Source organism: Ideonella azotifigens (assembly GCF_021043325.1).
Classification (GTDB): domain Bacteria; phylum Pseudomonadota; class Gammaproteobacteria; order Burkholderiales; family Burkholderiaceae_C; genus Ideonella; species Ideonella azotifigens.
In genome coordinates this window covers 224,684-240,886 of sequence record NZ_JAJNKD010000003.1, presented here as the reverse complement: position 1 = coordinate 240,886, position 16,203 = coordinate 224,684, and the positions used below count along the sequence as shown (strand labels likewise).

16 protein-coding genes are annotated in these 16,203 nt (G+C 70.0%); 10 read left to right on the top strand and 6 right to left on the bottom strand.

The window, feature by feature from the left end:
• The first annotated feature begins 65 nt into the window (after positions 1 to 65).
• Positions 66 to 791: a type 1 glutamine amidotransferase gene (locus LRH25_RS09220; RefSeq protein ID WP_141290078.1), complete on the top strand. Its 726-nt coding sequence runs from the start codon at positions 66 to 68 to the stop codon at positions 789 to 791.
• A gap of 21 nt (positions 792 to 812) precedes the next feature.
• Here LRH25_RS09220 and LRH25_RS09215 read toward each other — a convergent pair whose 3' ends face one another.
• Positions 813 to 1,733 (bottom strand): LysR substrate-binding domain-containing protein, encoded by a 921-nt coding sequence (locus LRH25_RS09215; protein ID WP_141290077.1) that lies wholly within the window; start codon positions 1,731 to 1,733, stop codon positions 813 to 815.
• A 113-nt stretch (positions 1,734 to 1,846) separates the two neighbouring features.
• On the opposite strand from LRH25_RS09215, the gene LRH25_RS09210 reads away from it, so the two are divergent.
• Complete coding sequence (locus LRH25_RS09210) at positions 1,847 to 2,917, top strand: tartrate dehydrogenase (protein WP_141290076.1); 1,071 nt, start codon at positions 1,847 to 1,849, stop codon at positions 2,915 to 2,917.
• A gap of 1 nt (position 2,918) precedes the next feature.
• Here the strand turns inward: LRH25_RS09210 and LRH25_RS09205 are convergent, their stop codons facing one another.
• The gene (locus LRH25_RS09205) at positions 2,919 to 3,527 is read right to left on the bottom strand and encodes a short chain dehydrogenase (RefSeq protein ID WP_141290075.1); all 609 of its coding nucleotides are present in this window, start codon (positions 3,525 to 3,527) and stop codon (positions 2,919 to 2,921) included.
• Positions 3,528 to 3,615: 88 nt separating this feature from the next.
• On the opposite strand from LRH25_RS09205, the gene LRH25_RS09200 reads away from it, so the two are divergent.
• Positions 3,616 to 4,623: a LysR family transcriptional regulator gene (locus LRH25_RS09200; protein WP_231011026.1), complete on the top strand. Its 1,008-nt coding sequence runs from the start codon at positions 3,616 to 3,618 to the stop codon at positions 4,621 to 4,623.
• Here LRH25_RS09200 and LRH25_RS09195 read toward each other — a convergent pair.
• Positions 4,586 to 5,098: a DUF421 domain-containing protein gene (locus tag LRH25_RS09195; RefSeq protein WP_231011025.1), complete on the bottom strand. Its 513-nt coding sequence runs from the start codon at positions 5,096 to 5,098 to the stop codon at positions 4,586 to 4,588. The genes LRH25_RS09200 and LRH25_RS09195 overlap by 38 nt on opposite strands.
• Positions 5,099 to 5,378: 280 nt before the next feature.
• Here LRH25_RS09195 and LRH25_RS09190 point away from each other — a divergent pair, with 280 nt between their 5' ends.
• The 5 genes from LRH25_RS09190 (at position 5,379) to LRH25_RS09170 (ending at position 9,817) form a co-directional block, all read left to right on the top strand.
• Positions 5,379 to 5,903, top strand: a complete 525-nt coding sequence (locus tag LRH25_RS09190; protein ID WP_141290155.1) for a hemerythrin domain-containing protein — start codon at positions 5,379 to 5,381, stop codon at positions 5,901 to 5,903.
• 13 nt (positions 5,904 to 5,916) lie between these two features.
• Entirely contained in the window at positions 5,917 to 6,216 is a 300-nt protein-coding gene (locus LRH25_RS09185; protein WP_141290154.1) for a hypothetical protein, read from the top strand.
• Positions 6,217 to 6,391: 175 nt separating this feature from the next.
• A complete protein-coding gene (locus LRH25_RS09180; protein WP_141290153.1) occupies positions 6,392 to 6,691 on the top strand; it encodes a hypothetical protein in 300 nt (99 codons plus the stop codon).
• Between the two features lie 216 nt (positions 6,692 to 6,907).
• A complete protein-coding gene (locus LRH25_RS09175) occupies positions 6,908 to 9,508 on the top strand; it encodes a hypothetical protein (RefSeq protein WP_231011024.1) in 2,601 nt (866 codons plus the stop codon).
• A 75-nt stretch (positions 9,509 to 9,583) separates the two neighbouring features.
• Positions 9,584 to 9,817, top strand: a complete 234-nt coding sequence (locus LRH25_RS09170; RefSeq protein ID WP_141291792.1) for a hypothetical protein — start codon at positions 9,584 to 9,586, stop codon at positions 9,815 to 9,817.
• A 40-nt stretch (positions 9,818 to 9,857) separates the two neighbouring features.
• On the opposite strand, the gene LRH25_RS09165 is transcribed toward LRH25_RS09170, so the two are convergent.
• Complete coding sequence (locus LRH25_RS09165) at positions 9,858 to 10,289, bottom strand: hypothetical protein (protein WP_231011023.1); 432 nt, start codon at positions 10,287 to 10,289, stop codon at positions 9,858 to 9,860.
• A gap of 148 nt (positions 10,290 to 10,437) precedes the next feature.
• On the opposite strand from LRH25_RS09165, the gene LRH25_RS09160 reads away from it, so the two are divergent.
• Positions 10,438 to 12,441 (top strand): M48 family metalloprotease, encoded by a 2,004-nt coding sequence (locus tag LRH25_RS09160; protein WP_231011022.1) that lies wholly within the window; start codon positions 10,438 to 10,440, stop codon positions 12,439 to 12,441.
• A gap of 3 nt (positions 12,442 to 12,444) precedes the next feature.
• On the opposite strand, the gene LRH25_RS09155 is transcribed toward LRH25_RS09160, so the two are convergent.
• A complete protein-coding gene (locus LRH25_RS09155; RefSeq protein ID WP_231011021.1) occupies positions 12,445 to 13,167 on the bottom strand; it encodes a hypothetical protein in 723 nt (240 codons plus the stop codon).
• A gap of 94 nt (positions 13,168 to 13,261) precedes the next feature.
• Between LRH25_RS09155 and LRH25_RS09150 the strand changes: the two genes are divergently transcribed.
• Positions 13,262 to 13,921, top strand: coding sequence for a TetR/AcrR family transcriptional regulator (locus LRH25_RS09150; RefSeq protein WP_231011020.1), 660 nt, complete (start codon positions 13,262 to 13,264; stop codon positions 13,919 to 13,921).
• Here the strand turns inward: LRH25_RS09150 and LRH25_RS09145 are convergent.
• Positions 13,918 to 16,197 carry a S9 family peptidase gene (locus tag LRH25_RS09145; RefSeq protein WP_231011019.1) on the bottom strand — a complete coding sequence of 760 codons (2,280 nt, stop codon included), beginning with the start codon at positions 16,195 to 16,197 and terminating at the stop codon, positions 13,918 to 13,920. The genes LRH25_RS09150 and LRH25_RS09145 overlap by 4 nt on opposite strands.
• Between the last annotated feature and the right edge of the window lie 6 nt (positions 16,198 to 16,203).

Genomic DNA, 16,203 nt, shown 5'->3' with positions numbered 1-16,203 from the left:
GGGCTGAGGTCGCGCTGTCTAGAGTGGCTTCATCGTCACCACTGCGCGCCAAGCCGCGCCCTTGTATGAAACCGGTCGCCCTGCTGCAACACGACAAGACCCAACGCCCCGGCTTCCTGCTGGACTACCTCGAAGAGGTCGGCATCGAACACCGCCTGATCTGCCCCGAGCAAGGCGACAGCCTGCCGCGCGACCCGCGGGACTTCAGCGGCATCGTGATGCTGGGCAGCAATCGCAGCGTCAACGAGCCGCTGCCCTGGATCCACGACGAACTCGCGCTGGCCCAGGCCGCGCTGCGCGCCGACATTCCGCTGCTGGGCCACTGCTTCGGCGGGCAGATGATCGCCAAGGCCATGGGCGCGCGCGTCAGCACCAACGCCTGGGCCAACATCGGCTGGAACCACCTGCAGGTCACGCCCGCCGGCCGCCGGCTGTTTGGCGAGCAGCCGGTCGTCGCCTTCAACTGGCACTACGACACCTTCGAGATTCCCGCCGGTGCGCAGCGCCTGCTGTTTGGCCGACACTGCCTGAACAAGGCCTTCGGCATGGGCAAGCACCTGGCCTTCCAGTGCCACTTCGAGGTCACCGAGGCCATCGTGCGCGAGTGGTGCCACGAGTCGGCCCTGGAGCTGGCCCACGCGGCCGGGCCTGCCGCGCAATCGCGCGAAGAGATCTTGCGCCAGCTGAAAACCTGCCTGCCGCAGTTGCACGCCTCGGCCCGGCACATCTACAGGCACTGGGTGGCCTCGCTGCCACGTCCGGTGGTGGCCCACATGCGCGGCGGCTGGTGAGCGTTGAACGGCCGCGCTGTTTCAGCGCGCCAACGGGGGCGGCTGAAGCCGGCAGGCAAGGTGCGCCTGGAGGAATTCCACGCACACGCGCACCTTGGCCGAGGTGTCCAGCCGCGAAGGGTAGACGGCCCACACATCGGCCGCCTGACTGTGGTCCGGCAGGACCTGCACCAGCTTGCCTTCGGTGATCAGCGGGCCGACATCCCACAGCGAGCGCAGCGCAATGCCGCGGCCGTCCACGGCCCACTGCACCACCATCTCGCCGTTGTTGGACGAGAGCGGGCCGCGAACCTTGATGGTGCTTTCCTTGCGGCCGTGGCGCAGGCGCCAGACGCCAAACGGGTGGTCGCGTTCCTTGATGATCAGGCAGTCGTGCGTGGCCAGCTCGTCCAGCGTGCGCGGCGTGCCGCAGCGCGCCAGGTAGGCTGGCGAGGCGCACAGCACGCGATGGTTGGCTGCCAGCCGCTTGGCAATGAGGTGCGGGGCGATCTCGTCACCCACGCGCACGTCCAGGTCAAAGCCTTCGCTGGCCACGTCGACCAGCCGGTCGAACACCTCGAAGCGCACCTTCAGCGCCGGATGCTGCTCGACCAGGGCCGACAGCGCAGGCGCCACCACCCGCCGGCCGAAACCGAAGCTGCTGCACACGCGCAAGGTGCCACGAGGCGCCTGCCGCGTCACGCCAATCTCCTCGACCAGATGATCCAGGTCGTCCAGGATCTTCTGCGACCAGTGGCAGATGCGCTCGCCGGCCTCGGTCACCACCACCCGGCGCGTGGTGCGGTGGAACAGCGGGGTGCCCAGCGTGGCCTCCAGGATCTGGATGCGCTTGGTGACGTAGGACGGCGAAACGCCCAGCTCCTCGGCAGCGCCGGAGAAGCTGGCCTTGCGCACCACCGCGTTGAAAACGCGCAGGTCTTCGGCGAGCGGATCATTGTTCACGATGTGTGCATGGCGGATTCACAAGGGCTCCGATTGTAGAAAGCCCCAGGTCCCCTAGGATGCCAACCCTGACATGCGCCAACGCACACCCAGCGCCCAACCAGGAGTCCGCCATGAAACCGCTCAAGATCGCATCCATTCCCGGTGACGGCATCGGCCAGGAAGTCATGCCCGAAGGCCTGCGCGTGCTGCACGCCGCGGCCGAACGCTTCGGCATTGCGCTGGACATCACGCCCATCGAATGGGCCAGCTGCGACCATTACCTGAAGACCGGCCAGATGATGCCGGACGACTGGAAGCAACAGTTGCAGGGCATGGACGCGGTGTACTTTGGCGCCGTGGGCTGGCCGGCCACGGTGCCGGACCACATTTCGCTGTGGGGCTCGCTGTTGAAGTTCCGCCGCGAGTTCGACCAGTACATCAACCTGCGGCCGGTGCGCCTGTTCGAGGGCGTGCCCTGCCCGCTCGCGGGCCGCAAGCCAGGCGACATCGACTTCTTCGTGGTACGCGAGAACACCGAGGGCGAGTACACCAACCTCGGCGGCAAGCTCTACGAGGGCACCGAGCGCGAGATCGTGATCCAGGAATCGGTCTTCTCGCGCCACGGCACCGACAGGGTGATGAAGTACGCCTTCGAGCTGGCGCAATCGCGCCCGCGCAAGAAGATCACCGTGGCCACCAAAAGCAATGGCATTGCCATCAGCATGCCGTGGTGGGATGGCAGGGCCGATGCGATGCACGCCGGCTACCCCGAGCTGGCCATGGACAAGCAGCACATCGACATCCTCTGCGCCCGCTTCGTGCTGCAGCCGGACCGTTTCGATGTGGTGGTGGCCAGCAACCTGTTCGGCGACATCCTCTCGGACCTGGGCCCGGCCTGCACCGGCACCATCGGCCTGGCGCCTTCGGGCAACCTGAACCCGGAGCGCAAGTTCCCGTCGCTGTTCGAGCCGGTGCACGGCTCGGCGCCGGACATCTTCGGCAAGGGCATTGCCAACCCGGTGGCCATGATCTGGTCCGGCGCCATGATGCTGCAGTTCCTCGGCCATCAAGAGGCACACGACGCGATCCTGCGTGCCATCGAGGCCACGCTGCGCGACGGCCCTCGCACACCCGACCTGGGCGGCAAGGCCAGCACCGCCGAGGTCGGCGCGGCCATCGAGGCCGCCGTGCGCAAGCGCTGAGTTACCAGACCTTGAACACCTGCCCGGTCTGCACGCCCTCGACGCTGCGCAGGTAAGCCTGGGCCGCACGCGCCGCGGACACCGGCTCGAAGCCCTGGAAAAACGCCCCATAGGCGCCCAGCGATTCGGTCAGCACCGTGGGGCTGACCACGTTGACGCGCAGGCCGCGCTGCAGCTCGCAGGCTGCCGCGCGCACAAAGCCTTCGACAGCAGTATTGACTGTGGTGGCGTTGGCGCCCAGGCGGATCGGCGCTTCCGACAGGATGCCGCTGGTCAAGGTGATGGAGCCGCCGTCGTTCAGATGGTGCTGGCCGATCAGCGCCAGGTTGACCTGGCCCAGCAGCTTGTCCTGCAGGCCGATGCTGAACTGCTCGGCGCTCATTTCGGCCAACGGGCCGAAGTGCACCTTGCCCGCGGTGGCGATGATCGCGTCGACCCGCCCCACCGCTTCGAACAGCGCATGGATGCTGCGGCCCTGCGTCAGGTCCACGCGATGCGCTCCGCTGCTGCGGCCGGCCGTGACCAGTTCCCAGAGACCCTCGCCCGCCTGCGCCACGGCCTGGCCCACGGTGCCGTTGGCCCCGACGATCAACACTTTTTTCTTGCCCATGATGTTTCGCTCCTGAAGTGCCCGCAAAGGTGCTGGCCTGGTCGTCATAATTCCCGGCACCGACGCATCAGGCAAATCGATTGGAATCATGAGCCACATCATCGAGCGCGATTTCAGGGGCGTGGACCTGAACCTGCTGGTCAGCTTCCTGGTGCTGGTGCGCGAGCGCAGCGTGTCGCGCGCCGCGGCCAAGCTGTTCCTCGGCCAGCCGGCGGTCAGCGGCGCGCTGGCCAGGCTGCGCGAGCTGACCGGTGACGAGCTGCTGGTGCGCACAGCGCAAGGCATGGTGCCCACGCCCCGCGCGCTGGCGCTGGCCGACCAGCTGGCGCCGGCGCTGGAAAGCGTGCGTGGCGCCTTGACCGAGTCCGGCGGCTTCGACCCTTCGCGCGGCGAGCGCAGTTTCCGCCTGGGCATGCCCGACTGGATGGAGGCCTGGCTGATGCCCGGCGTGCTGGCCGAGGTGGCGCAGCAGGCGCCGGGCGTGCGGCTGGCGGTGCGCGCGTCGGACCGCTCCCGCGCCAGCCGCATGCTGGAAGCCGGCGAGATGGACCTGGGCCTGTCGGTGTTCGACCCTGGCCCGGCCTGGCAGCGCATGGCAGCACTGGGCACGCGCAACTACCGCTGCGTCTACCACCCCGATCAGGTGAAGTTGCCACCCTCGGGCCGGCTGACACGGGCGCACTTCCTGCGGCTGCCGCACCTGTTCATCTCCTACCAGGGGGATTTCGAGGGCCAGGTCGACACCGCACTGGCGGCCCTCGGCGCGCAGCGCAGGGTGCTGTATGCCACCCCGCACTTCGGCTCGCTGCCAGGGCTGCTGGCCCGCCTGCCGGCGGTGGCCACGGTGCCGGAGCTGCTGGTGCCGGGCTGGCGCCAGCGCTTCGGGCTGCAGGCGGCAGCGCCGCCGCTGAAGCTGCCCGACTACACGCTGTCCTGCGTCTGGCACGCCCGCCACGATGGCGACCCTGCGCTGCGCTGGCTGCGCGAGCTGCTGCAGCGCAGTGCAGCCGCACTGCTGGACGGCGCTGGCGACGGGCAGCAGCGCCGCCAATCGCCCGCTACCGAGCCTCGGCCGGCGCGCCGCCCTCGCGCTTGATCACCGTGATCTGGCCATCGCCCTCCATCTGGGCGTGCTTCACCTCGGCCAGGTCCGACACCGCCTGCTTGCGCAGTTCCATCATCAGGTCGTCCAGCGTCAGGAACTCCTTGCGCAGGTTGCGATGCAGCACCCGGCCGTGGCGCACCAGCGGCAGCGGCGGTGCCTGCAACAAGCGGTGCACCGGCTCGAAGTGCCAGGCCGCCCAGTCCAGCACCCAGTTCCAACCGACGATGGTGCCCACCAGCACCATGCCGTCGGCCACTGTCTTGTAGTCGCCGGCCATCGCGTTCTGCGAGGCGTCGGCGATCAGCACCAGCAGCAGCACATCGGAAATCGCGATCGAGCCCACGTCGCGCCGCAGCACGAAGCGGAAGATCAGGAACAGGAAAACGTACATCGCGCTGCCGCGGATCACCAGCTCCAGCGGCGACATCGAGAAGCTGAACATCGCCATCAAGCTTGCCTGGTTCATCGATCGCTCCGTTCGTGTGCAGCGCCATCTTCCGGCCCCGCAGGCGGCGCCCTGTAGGCCCAGGCGAAGCGCGCGCGTCAGCCGGTGTCGCAACCGTGGCCCCAATGGCGCCATGGCATGGCAATGCGCCCTAGAGTGGCCTCATTGCCTCATGAGGAAACGCCGGGCCCGTCCCAAGTTTCCCCACCCCCTGGGGGGCCTGACGCTCAGCGGCAGGTCTGAGGGCACTCTCATCAACCCAGGAACCGCGATGCGAGTTCCGCCAACTGGAGCTCTTCCCATGCGCACCACCGCCAGCCACACTGCCAGCCCCGCCAAGTCGCGTACGCCCGACACCAGCAAGACCACTGGCCGCGCGCCTGACGCGATCACGCTGCTGCGCGCTGACCACGCCGAGGTCAAGAAGCTGTTCAAGGACTACGAGAAGCTGGCCAAGGCCGAAGCTCCAGCCGGGGATCGCAGCAGCGTCGCGCTGACCATCTGCGAGATGCTGACGGTGCACGCCCAGATCGAAGAAGAGATCTTCTATCCTGCCGCCCGGGAAGTGCTGCCCGAAGGCGATCTGGTCGACGAAGCCACCGTCGAACACGCCAGCGCCAAGGACCTGATCGCCCAGATCGAGGCCGGCAAGCCGGACGACGATCTGTACGACGCCAAGGTCAAGGTGCTGGGCGAGTTGATCGACCACCACGTCAAGGAAGAGCAAGACGAACTGTTCCCCAAGGTCAAGAAGGCTGGCATGGACACCAAGGCCGTCGGCGCACAGTTGGCCGCGCGCAAGGCCGAGCTGATGGCCTCGCATTGAAGGAGGCACCGGCATGAACCGCTTGCACTTCCGCTGCCAGGCCTCTGGCGGCTCGGACCACGCCGGTGCCGGCGGCCCCGGCACCAGCACCTCGGTCGGCCCGGACCCGGCCACCACCACGCTGCCCGACAGCGAAAGCCCGCGCGAATGGCTGGATGAACGCACCCGGAAGCCGGCCAGCGACAAGGGCCAGCCGCAGGGCGTGCCGCTGTCCAGCCAGGATCCGGACCGGCTGACCCCGCCGCTGGGCAAGGAACAGCGCCGGGACGCCGAAAAAGGCGAGGCCCTGGAGTCCAAACGCGGCGCGTACTGAACAACCCGCCACCGGGCATGCGCCACCTGCCCAGGCGGCAGCGACCGGCGTAGAGTCAGCATGCCTTGGCGGCGCAGTGGGGCCGCCGGGGCATGCGACTTGCCCCGGGAGTCGGCGTCGCCGCCCTCGGCTGCCCGATGCGTGCCGCGCCTCCCGATTCGACAGGAGCCATCTCATGAGCCAGCGCCCCGCCACCCAGGCCATTTCGCCACCCATTGCCCCGACCCCGTTCGATGCCACCTTGCTCGTCCAGCCGGACGAGCTGCCGGAGGCAGCACAGGCCACCCTGATGCGGCAGGAGCCCTGCACAGCGTGCAACGAGCAGGCCCACACCGAGGGCCGGCTCTGCATGTCCCGTGGCACCGAGCCCTGGGACAGCCGCCACGTGGTGCCCGAAGATGACAACGCCTACGGCGTGCGCCGCGTCGATGACGCTACCGGCCACGACACGCGCCACGAAGGCGCGCAAGGTTAGGCAGGTGGCTGGTTGATGGCTGGCTGTAGCAGAACATGCGCCGCTGGTCGACACCCGTGCAGGTGGACTTTCTCAGGCCAGAAGGTGGAGCATAGAACCACCTCATCGGGGCTTCCGCAGAGGGCCTGAAGACACGTATGGTGCCGCCGGTATCGACGCCGGCTGGCGAGGCGTTCCCGCATAGCCGGCCCCGGCGTCGCAGCCTGGAAGCACCTCGTGACAAATCAACCAAGCGGCCACATTCGCGCCGCCATCGCCAGCGTCTGGCTGGCCCTCGGCCTGGCCGCAAGCTTGGTCACATCGGCCACCGGCGCAGACGCGGCAACGCACGCGACGGCCACAGGCGCCACGCTGCAATTGCCGCTGGAGGTGCTGGGCGCCGGCCTGCCCAGCAAGCCCACCATCGTGCAAGCCGTCTTGAACGTGGACGCCAGCCAGTTGGCCCAGGTCGACCGGCTGTGGTTCAGCTGCCACCGCTGCGGCTTCTTCGGCCCGCCGGAGTTCGAGGCCACCACGCAGGCCCCCGCCCGCGTCAAGGCCAGCCTGCGGGTGCTGGGCGGCACCAGCGCCGATGCCGGCGCCGATATTCCCTGGGTGGACATCACCGATGCCAACGTGCAACTGGCCGATGCCGAACGACTGCAAGGCGGACTGGCCCGCGGCGGCCTCTACACCGCGCGCATCGGCCTGGTGCTGGACGCCAGCACCAAGGCCAGGCTGGTGGCCGCCGCCAGCGGCAACCTGATCCAGTTCCGCTTCAACGGCACCGATGGCGAGTCCAACGGCTACCGCGTGATTGCACTGCAGCTGCAGGACGCCCAGGGCCGCAACCTGGCCACCAATGCGGTGCAGTTCGCCAACATCAAGAAGCAGAAGGACGCCGGCAAGACCTGGAGCGAAGACGTGGCCGCGGGCGACACCCTCTGGCATGCCTCCGGCGTGCTGGCCAAGTCCTCCATCGTGCCGCGCAAGCTACAGGCAGCCTGCGCCTCCTGCCACGCGCCCACCGGCCGCGACCTGCAGTATTTCAACTACTCGGACAACGCCATCGTGCAGCGCAGCCGCTTCCACGGCCTGAGCAAGCTGCAGGGCCAGCAGATCGCGGCCTACCTGCGCTACAGCCAGCAGGCCGTGCCCCACGTGGCCCAGGCGGCACCGTGGAACCCGCCCTACCAGCCCGGTGCCGGGCTGGACAGCCGGCCCATCACCGAATGGGCCGCGGGCGCCGGCCTGGGCGCTGCGCTGGACACGACCACCCAGGCCTTGCAGGCCGTGTTCGGCAAACCCATCGACGGCCAGCCCCTGAGCCTCACGCAGGCCGACGTGGACAAGGTGATGGACGCCAGCGCCACGATGAACACCCGCGAAATGGCCGTGCCGCTGCAGTACCCGGACTGGAACGCCTGGCTGCCCGCCGCCCACCCGCTGGACGTGTGGCCCGAGGGCTTCAGCCCCGCCGGCTCCTTCGCCAAGGGCGCGCAGTTCTCGCAAAGCAGCTGGCAGGACCCGAACGGCAATGCCGCGAAGATCGAAAGCTGGCTGCAGGGCCACCTGAACCCCAACGGCAAGTACGGCGACTGGAGCCACCTGACGCCGGCCCAGCGCAACGAGATCCAGCAGCTGTTCGCGAACTCGGGCTGGATCGCCTACGGCTTCCTGGGCGGCGGCCGCGGCAACCACGTAGCCAGCAGCGGCCAGTATGGCGCGCAGGTCGGCGCCAGCCGCCTGGCCGCGCTGGCCGCCAGCGCCACCACCGCGAGCGAACCCGAAGCGGCCACGACCAACGCCTTCATCGAACGCGCCATGATGAGCCTGCTGCAGTGGAATGCCGTGCAGCAGTGGCACTGGGCCACCGGCTACGGGCTGGAAGGCAAGCAGAAGTGGTTCATTGGCGACTACGACGCCAACGCCAACACCTGGAAGGGCCGCGGCGAGGTGCGCGGCTGGCCGTTCAACACCGTGAGCGTGTTTTTCCTGGCGCCGCACATGCTCTACCAGGCCGACACCGACGCCACCGGCAAGGTCACGCGCGACCTGATCCACGCCTGGGAAACCCATAACGTGATCGGCTCCTACTACCGCACCAACGCCTGGTACCAGATGCAGATGTCCATCAACCCCGGCGCGCAAAGCGACTGGGTGAACTTCTCGATGGACTGGCCCTACCTGACCGGCTTCGACGAGCTGCTGACCGGCACGCTGGGCGGCGCCACACCAGCGCAGCAGGAACTCGGCAACGCCAGCACCGTGCGCCTGCTGCAGGCCCGCATCAAGAGCGCGCAGTTCGTCAACAACGCGATCCCGCTCTACGTGGCCAGCGACACCGGCAGCCTGATCAACAACCGCGGCCGCTACAGCCGGGCCCAGGCCATGAAGCACCTGGCGCCCAGCAACTTCATGGACCGCGCCACCGCCACCATGGGCACCGCCGGCTCGCCCTACGCGCCGCTGGACCGCTACCAGCCCGGCCTTTCGCTGAAGCTGCTCAACGGCGCGATCTCGCAGTTCAACACCTTGTATGCCAGCACCGACCCCGCGGCCTGGCGCCGCTGCGACCCCGCCAACACCGAGCTGGGCGAGCCCGAACCCACAGCAGGCTTCGCCTTCTGCGTGGACAAGGGCCGCACGCCGCTGGCCGCGATGGGCAACGGCCAGTACGCCGAGACCACCGATGCCTACGGCCGCGCGTCGCCTGAGCAGTTCCTGCAGTACGCGCTGTGGAAGGCCACGCAGATGGGCGCCGAGACCACACGCCTGCAGCGGCTGACGGACTGGACCTACCGCGTCTGGCCGGCACCGGCCTCACCCGCCCGGTAGGACCTGCTGCGGGGCATGCGCCTTGCCAAAGACAAAGCCTTCACGGCATTTGCCATCCACACGAGGAAGCTTCGCATGACCCAACGCAACTCCCCCACGCCTGGTGCACCGCAGCAGACCGGCGGCGGTGGCTACGGTTTCGACAACAGCATGCGGCACCGCCAGACGGAAGACGGCGAGACCATGGGCAGCCCTGCCGCGAACCCGCCGCGCCAGCAGCAAGTCGAAGCGGCACCCACTGCACCGGCCGAACAAGCGGGACTGACCGAGGCCGATGCACAGCCAGGCGGCGTCCCAAAAGCCAGCTGAACGCGCGGGCCCGGCATTTCAGGGCGCTGCCACCACTAGGTCACCCATGGGGCGACCGTGAAGCGGTGCTCGCGGTGCCGCTGGGGTCGGTCTTCGGCTGCTTCGGGTCGCAGCCGGACAGTGCAATCGCCATCAGCACCATGCGCCGCGACAGGCCATGGAACGCCGCGTGCTCTGCCCGATCCAGCGGCTCTCCGGCACGGCAATTCGTGCCGCAGCTTGTGCCGTCGCAGGCGCGAACTGCGGAGCGCCTGTCCCTCGCGACCATCGGCGGCGGGCTGGGTGGGCTGGGCATGGGTGGCGGCGGCGCGATCGGCGGCACGCCATAAGGCGGCGGGTCGCCGATCGGCGTTGGCGCGGGCTCCGGCGGCTGGTTCGGCTGCGGCGGCAGCGTCGGCTCGGGTGGCACGTGCGCCCGCAAGCCGGGCGGAAGCGCCACGGTGGCGTAGGTTCTCTGGCCGAGCATCCTCATCGGGGTCTCCGTCAACAGTGGTGCTGGTGCCTGCCGGGCAGACGGCGTGCCCATGCCCAGCAGGGCACGGCGCTGCCGGGAAAAAGCGCGGTCAAAATGGCGCGGCCCGGGCCACCGAGAGATGGCCTGCCCTGCTCAGGAGCCCCGCTTGGACGAAGCCGATTTCCGCCGCCTGGTGTCGCTGCACGAACTCGCCTGCCGCGACGACCCGCGCCGCTTCACGCGCGACACCGCACTCATGGCCGGGCTCGGCCAGGCGATGATCCTGGGCATGCTGGCACTGGCCATCGGCGGCCTGTGGCTGGCGCTGGGCGGCCTGTTCGGCGGGTCCCACGGCTCGCACGGCTGGTTCAAACCCTGGCGCCTGCTGCTGGCCGCCGGCTGCGGCTCGCTGCTGCTGTCGATTGCCGGCGCGCTGTGGATGCGCCAGCAGGCGCCGCCCGGCCTGGTGCTGACCGCCGCCGAGGCACCGGCCCTGTTCAAGCTGATTGCCAGGCTGCGCAAGCGCTGCGGCGGCCCGCGGCTGGACCAGGTGCTGATCGACAGCCAGCTCAACGCCGCCATCGTGCAGCAGCCGCGGCTGGGCGTGCTGGGCTGGCACCGCAACACGCTGATCCTCGGCCTGCCGCTGCTGATGGCGCTGGACCTCAAGCAACTGGCTGCCGTGCTGGCGCACGAGTTCGGCCACCTGCGCGGCGACCACGGCAAGCTCGGCGCGTGGATCTACCGAACCCGCCGCAGTTGGTGGCTGCTGGCGGTCTCGCGTGAGCGTTCGCGCGTGGGCGCCTCGCTGGCGGACTGGGTGCTGAACCTGTTTTTCCAGCACTTCTTCCCGCGCTTCAATGCACGCGCCTTTGTGCTCTCACGCCAGCAGGAGGTCGAGGCGGACCGGCTGGCCCACCAGGCCGTCGGCCCGCAACAGGCAGCGCTGAGCCTGGTCAGCATCGCGGTGCAGGCGCGTTACCTCAGCGAACACTTCTGGCCTCGGCTGTGGGCCGCCGCCGAGCGCGAGCCTGAACCCAAGGCCACGCCGATGCGCGACATGCGCATCCTGCTGAAGGACGGCCTGCGCCACGACGAAGCGCCACGCTGGCTGCGCGAGGCGCTCAAGGCCCTGCCGGACGCCAGCGACACCCACCCCAGCCTTCGCGAGCGCCTGGAACTCGCCAAGGTCCAGCCGGCGCTGCCCGCGCCACCGGCCCAGAGTGCCGCCGAGCAGTTGCTAGGCAGCGTGTTGCCCAAGCTGATCCAGACGCTGGACGCCCAGTGGCGCGACGAGGCCACGCCGACCTGGCAAGGCTTCCACCGCCGCCACCGCCAGCGCGAGCGCCTGCTGGCCGAGCTGTCCGAGGCCCATGCAAAACAACGCCTGCCGCTGGCCGACCACATGCTGTGGGCCCGCACCGCCTGGCAGGTGCACGACGCTGCCAGGGCCCAGCCCATCCTGCGCGACGCGCTGGCCGCCGACACCCAGCCACCGCCCGGTGAAGCCCGTCTGCTGTTGGCCATGGCGCTGCTGGACGGCGCCGGCCCGGTGCAGCCGCAGGCCCGCCAGCCCGAGCCGCCGCCCGCGCTCGCCGAAGCCCTGAAGCTGATGAACAGCCTGGCCTACGAGCAAAGCAGCAGCCTTCACCTGCATGCCGGCACCGCCGAGCCACGCTGGCGGCTGCCGGCCGCGCAGCGGCTGGAGCAGGTGCTGGCACAGCGCGAGGACTTCGAGGGCCTGAAGAAGCTGCGACCCCGCCTGCGCGAGCTGGGCGAAGAAGCCGAGGCCGCCGAAACCGCGCTGCACGACTTCGACGACCAGCCGCTGCTGGCCGCCGCGCAGCTCAGCCCGCGCGTGCTGCGCCCGACGCTGGAACTGCTGCGCAGCGAACCCGCAGCCGGGCGCGCCTGGCTGCTGCGCAAGACCAGCCCCGCGGCCCCTGGATGGGCGCTGCTGGTGCTGGTGGTCGAACGCTCCAGCGTCATGGGCCAGCCCGGCGCAGCCGACTGGTGGCACACGCTGCGCGAGCAGGTCGAGCTGCCGATGCAGGTCATGGTGATCGACCTGGCCCACCCGTACTGGAAGGACGAGGCCCAGGCTGCGATGGTGCAGCGTTTCCGGCAGACCGCCGGCGCGAACATCTACACCGCGAAGACCGCACGCTGAGCTTCAGGCGTCTGCTCGCCCAAACTCCAGCGCCGCGCCGATCAGCGCCACCGCCAGCACCGCAATGCCCGGGCCGATCAAGGCCGCGATGCCGGGCAAGCCCGCCAGGTGGCCGGTGCTGGCCACCAACCCGAGCAAGCCGGCCGCGCGCAGCAGCCAGCCGGCCCAGCCATGGCGCCACAGCGGGCCGCCGCGCTGCCAGGCCGCGGCCAGGGCGCCAAGTGCGGCTGTCCAGGCGCCAATCGTGAACAAGGCGTCGAACAGCAGCCGCAGCGCCGCGTAGCCGTCCGCCCCGGCCTGCAGCGCCGCGGCGGGCAGCACCAGTGCCACCATCGCGTCAACCACGATGAACAGCGCGCTGGCCACGCCCAGCGCCAGCCAGCCGGCAGTTGCCAGCGCAGCCCCTCGCCGGTACTCGTGCGCCGCCAGCAGCAGCCCGCCGACGGCCAGCAGCACATCGCTGGGCATGCCCGCCAGGCCGGCAACGCGCATCCAGCCCGCAGCCGCCGGCGTGGCCGCAAACCCGGCCGCCATGCCAGGCGCGCCCCCGGGCAGCGCGGCCAGCGGACCGGCCAGCACGTAGCCCAGGCAAGTGGCCACGAGGCCCAGCGCGCCGACCAGCAGCAGCCGCGCGCCGAGCACCGTGGCAGCGCCGGCCTCGGCCCCCACGGCCGGGACGTTCAATGCGGGTGGCACCGCAGCAGATCGCAGGGAAGTCGCGGGCATGATCAGCCTCCAGGTGAATTGAGCGGCGCAGAGAAGTTATCAGTGTTAACTTCAACTGGGGCGCAGCTTAGAGTCCAGTGTTAATCTCGTCAACATGCCCGCCAAAGCCCGCACCCAGACCGATGCAGGCGTCCAGCTGCCGCACCAGCCCAAGGCCGGTTACCACCACGGCGACCTGGCGCGCGCGCTGGTCGTCGCGGCCACGCGGCTGGTCGAGGCCGGTGGCGGTGGGCGGCTGACGCTGCGTGCGGCGGCGCAGGCCGCGGGCGTCAGCGTCGCGGCACCGTACCGGCATTTCGCAGACCGCGAGGCCTTGCTGGCTGCCGTGCTGGCCGAAGGTTTTGGCGAGCTGGCACGGCGCACCGACGCGGCGCGGCTGGCCGCTGCTGAACCGCTGGCCGCGCTGGCGGCAACCGGCCTGGCCTATGTGCAGTTCGCCGCAGCGCACCCGCGCACCTACCGGCTGATGTTCGGCCCGGAGTGCGACAAGGCCTCGCACCCGGCGCTGATGCAGGCCGGCCATGCGGCGCTGGGTGTCTTGCACAGGGCCGTGGCCGACTGCGAGGCGGCCGGCCTGCTGCGCAAGGGCGCCAACGTGCAGCAGGTGGCGCTGGCCGGTTGGTCCCTCACCCACGGCCTGGCCTCGCTGCACGTGGACGGGCTGCTGGCCGGCACCTCGGCCGACCAGGACATCGGCGCGACGGCCAGCGCGCTCAACGCGATGCTGCTGGCCGGGGTCCGCCGGGACGCTTAAGGCCTGAGCTGCCGGACGAAAAAGTCCGTCTCGGTCCTGGCCAGGTGCAGCTTGGATTTGCGGCCGTCGATGCCGTGCGCCTTGCCGGGGTAGATCACCGTCTCGAACAGCTTGCCTTCGGCCTGCAGCGCCTCGATCAGGCGCAGGCTGTTCTCGAACAGCACGTTGTCGTCGGCCGTGCCATGGGCCAGCATCAGCGGCTTGGCCAGCAGCTTCGCGCGGCCGACCAGGCTGGCCTGGACGTAGAAGGCTGCGTCTCGACCCAGCGGGTCGGTGCCCAGGTAGCGCTCGGTGTAGGCGGTGTCGTAGAGCGTCCAGTCGGCGGGCGGTGCGCCAGCGAAGGCGGCCGCAAATGGGGTGTCTGCGTCCAGCATCGCGCGGACCGACAGGAAGCCGCCGTAGGACCAGCCGGTGAAGCCGATGCGCGCCGGGTCGACGCCAGGCACCTGCTGCGGCAGCTGGCGCACTGCGGCGAACAGGTCGGCCACCTCGACCTGGCCGAAGGCGCGGTAATGCGCATGGGTGAAGTCGCGGTCGCGGTTGGCCATGCCGCGCGTGTCCACCGTCATCACGCCAAAACCCAGGCGCTGCCAGTAGGCCAGCTGCGGCAGCTGGCCTTCCCACGCCCAGCGCACTTCCGCGCCGGTGGGGCCACCGTAGGCGCGCACGATGACCGGGTGCAGCGCGCCCGGCGCGGCACCGGCCTTCAGCGGCGGCAGGTAGAAGGCGTTCAGCGGCGTCTTGCCGTCTGCCGCCACGATGTCCAGCACCTGCACCTCGGGCACGATCTGCGCGAGCAGCGGCTCGGGCGGCGTGCCCGCGATGGGCTGCGGTGCCGCATCCATGTCCAGCGACACGGCCGACAGTTTCGGCGGCTGGCCCCAGCGCGACTCGGTCACCAAAAGCTGGCGGCAGTCGTCATCGGCCTTGGCGTCGCGCCAGCGCCGCGGCTCGCCAGGCGACAGCATGCGAACCTGGCCTTCGCCGTCGGCCACGAACAGCTCCCGCGCCCGGCCCCGCTCGGTGGCACCGGCGAACACCACCCGCTGGCCGGCGGCGCAGACCACGTGGCTCACCGCCTCGGGCTGCTGCGTCAGCGCTTGCGGCTCGCCGCCGCGGCGGTCCAGCAACCAGAGTTGGCGCCGGCCGCTGCGCTCGCTGGACCAGACCAGCGCAGGCTTGCCGCCCAGCAGGCGGCCGCTCAGCTCGGCCAGGTCATCATGGGTCTCGACCCAGGCCGAGTCGCGTTCGGAGGCCAGCGTGTGCGGTGCGGCGCTGCGCCGGTCGAACTCGACCAGGTCCAGCCGGGTCTGCTCGCGCGTGAGCCACTGCAGCCACGGCGTGCCGTCGTCGAACCAGCCGGCGCGGGCGATGTACTCGGCCTCGGGCGGCAGGCGCAAAGGTGTGGCCTTGCCGTTCGAGATTTCAATCCTCAGCGCACGGACCTTGGCGTTCGGCTGGCCGGCGCCGGGGTAGCGCTGCTCGGCGAAGCTGGTGTGGTCGGCGGCGATCTGCGCGCGCACCTTGATCGGCACCGGGCTTTCGTCGACCTCGATGGCCAACAGCGCGCGGCCGTCCGGCGCCCACCAGAAACCTTCGTGCCGGTCCAGCTCCTCCTCGGCGATGAACTCGGCCAGGCCGGTGCTGCGGGTGGCGCTGGCGCTGTGCGTAAGCCGGCGCGCCGGGCCAGCGCTCAGCGGCTGCACCCACAGATCGCCCGCCTGCACAAAGGCGACTTGGCGGCCGGCCTTGTCGCACTGCGGGTCCCGCACCGGTTCGTCGCCCCGAGTGTCCGTTTTCGCCTGCGCCAGCAAGCGCGTGCGTGGCAGGCCGTCCGCCTGCAGTTCGGCCAGGTACAGTCCGCCGGACAAGGGCACCAGCAGGCGCTGGTCGCTGTTGCCGCACCAGCGGTATTCGAGGATGCCGCTGCCGCCGATGCGCCGCCGCTGCAGCGCCATCTTCTCGGCTTCGGTCAGGTGCACCTTCGCACCCCCCAGCAGATCGGCCATGGCCAACAGCCGGCGTGGTCCACCGGCCGGCAGCGGCTGGCCCCACAACTCCTTGACCTCGCCGTCGGCCTGGGACGGCTGCAGCCAGGCCGCCCAGCGGCCGCCAGGCGACAGCGTGGCCTCGCGCGGCAGCCGGCCCTGCAGCGGCGGGTCCGCATGGATGCGATCCAAACTCAACGGGTCGACCAGCTCGGCCGCCGGCACGGGCAGCACACAACTCAGGCAGGCGGCGGCGAGCAAGGCCTGTGGCATGAAACGCAAAAGCATGGTGGA

Bases quoted from the DNA above. Each gene is read 5' to 3' on its own strand.
- LRH25_RS09220 (WP_141290078.1), top strand. From the start codon at position 66: ATGAAACCGGTCGCCCTGCTGCAACACGACAAGACCCAACGCCCCGGC.
- LRH25_RS09205 (WP_141290075.1), bottom strand. From the start codon at position 3,527: ATGGGCAAGAAAAAAGTGTTGATCGTCGGGGCCAACGGCACCGTGGGC.
- LRH25_RS09155 (WP_231011021.1), bottom strand. From the start codon at position 13,167: ATGCCCGCGACTTCCCTGCGATCTGCTGCGGTGCCACCCGCATTGAAC.
- LRH25_RS09150 (WP_231011020.1), top strand. From the start codon at position 13,262: ATGCCCGCCAAAGCCCGCACCCAGACCGATGCAGGCGTCCAGCTGCCG.
- LRH25_RS09195 (WP_231011025.1), bottom strand. From the start codon at position 5,098: ATGAACCAGGCAAGCTTGATGGCGATGTTCAGCTTCTCGATGTCGCCG.
- LRH25_RS09180 (WP_141290153.1), top strand. From the start codon at position 6,392: ATGAGCCAGCGCCCCGCCACCCAGGCCATTTCGCCACCCATTGCCCCG.
- LRH25_RS09200 (WP_231011026.1), top strand. From the start codon at position 3,616: ATGAGCCACATCATCGAGCGCGATTTCAGGGGCGTGGACCTGAACCTG.
- LRH25_RS09210 (WP_141290076.1), top strand. From the start codon at position 1,847: ATGAAACCGCTCAAGATCGCATCCATTCCCGGTGACGGCATCGGCCAG.
- LRH25_RS09165 (WP_231011023.1), bottom strand. From the start codon at position 10,289: ATGAGGATGCTCGGCCAGAGAACCTACGCCACCGTGGCGCTTCCGCCC.
- LRH25_RS09185 (WP_141290154.1), top strand. From the start codon at position 5,917: ATGAACCGCTTGCACTTCCGCTGCCAGGCCTCTGGCGGCTCGGACCAC.
- LRH25_RS09170 (WP_141291792.1), top strand. From the start codon at position 9,584: ATGACCCAACGCAACTCCCCCACGCCTGGTGCACCGCAGCAGACCGGC.
- LRH25_RS09190 (WP_141290155.1), top strand. From the start codon at position 5,379: ATGCGCACCACCGCCAGCCACACTGCCAGCCCCGCCAAGTCGCGTACG.
- LRH25_RS09145 (WP_231011019.1), bottom strand. From the start codon at position 16,197: ATGCTTTTGCGTTTCATGCCACAGGCCTTGCTCGCCGCCGCCTGCCTG.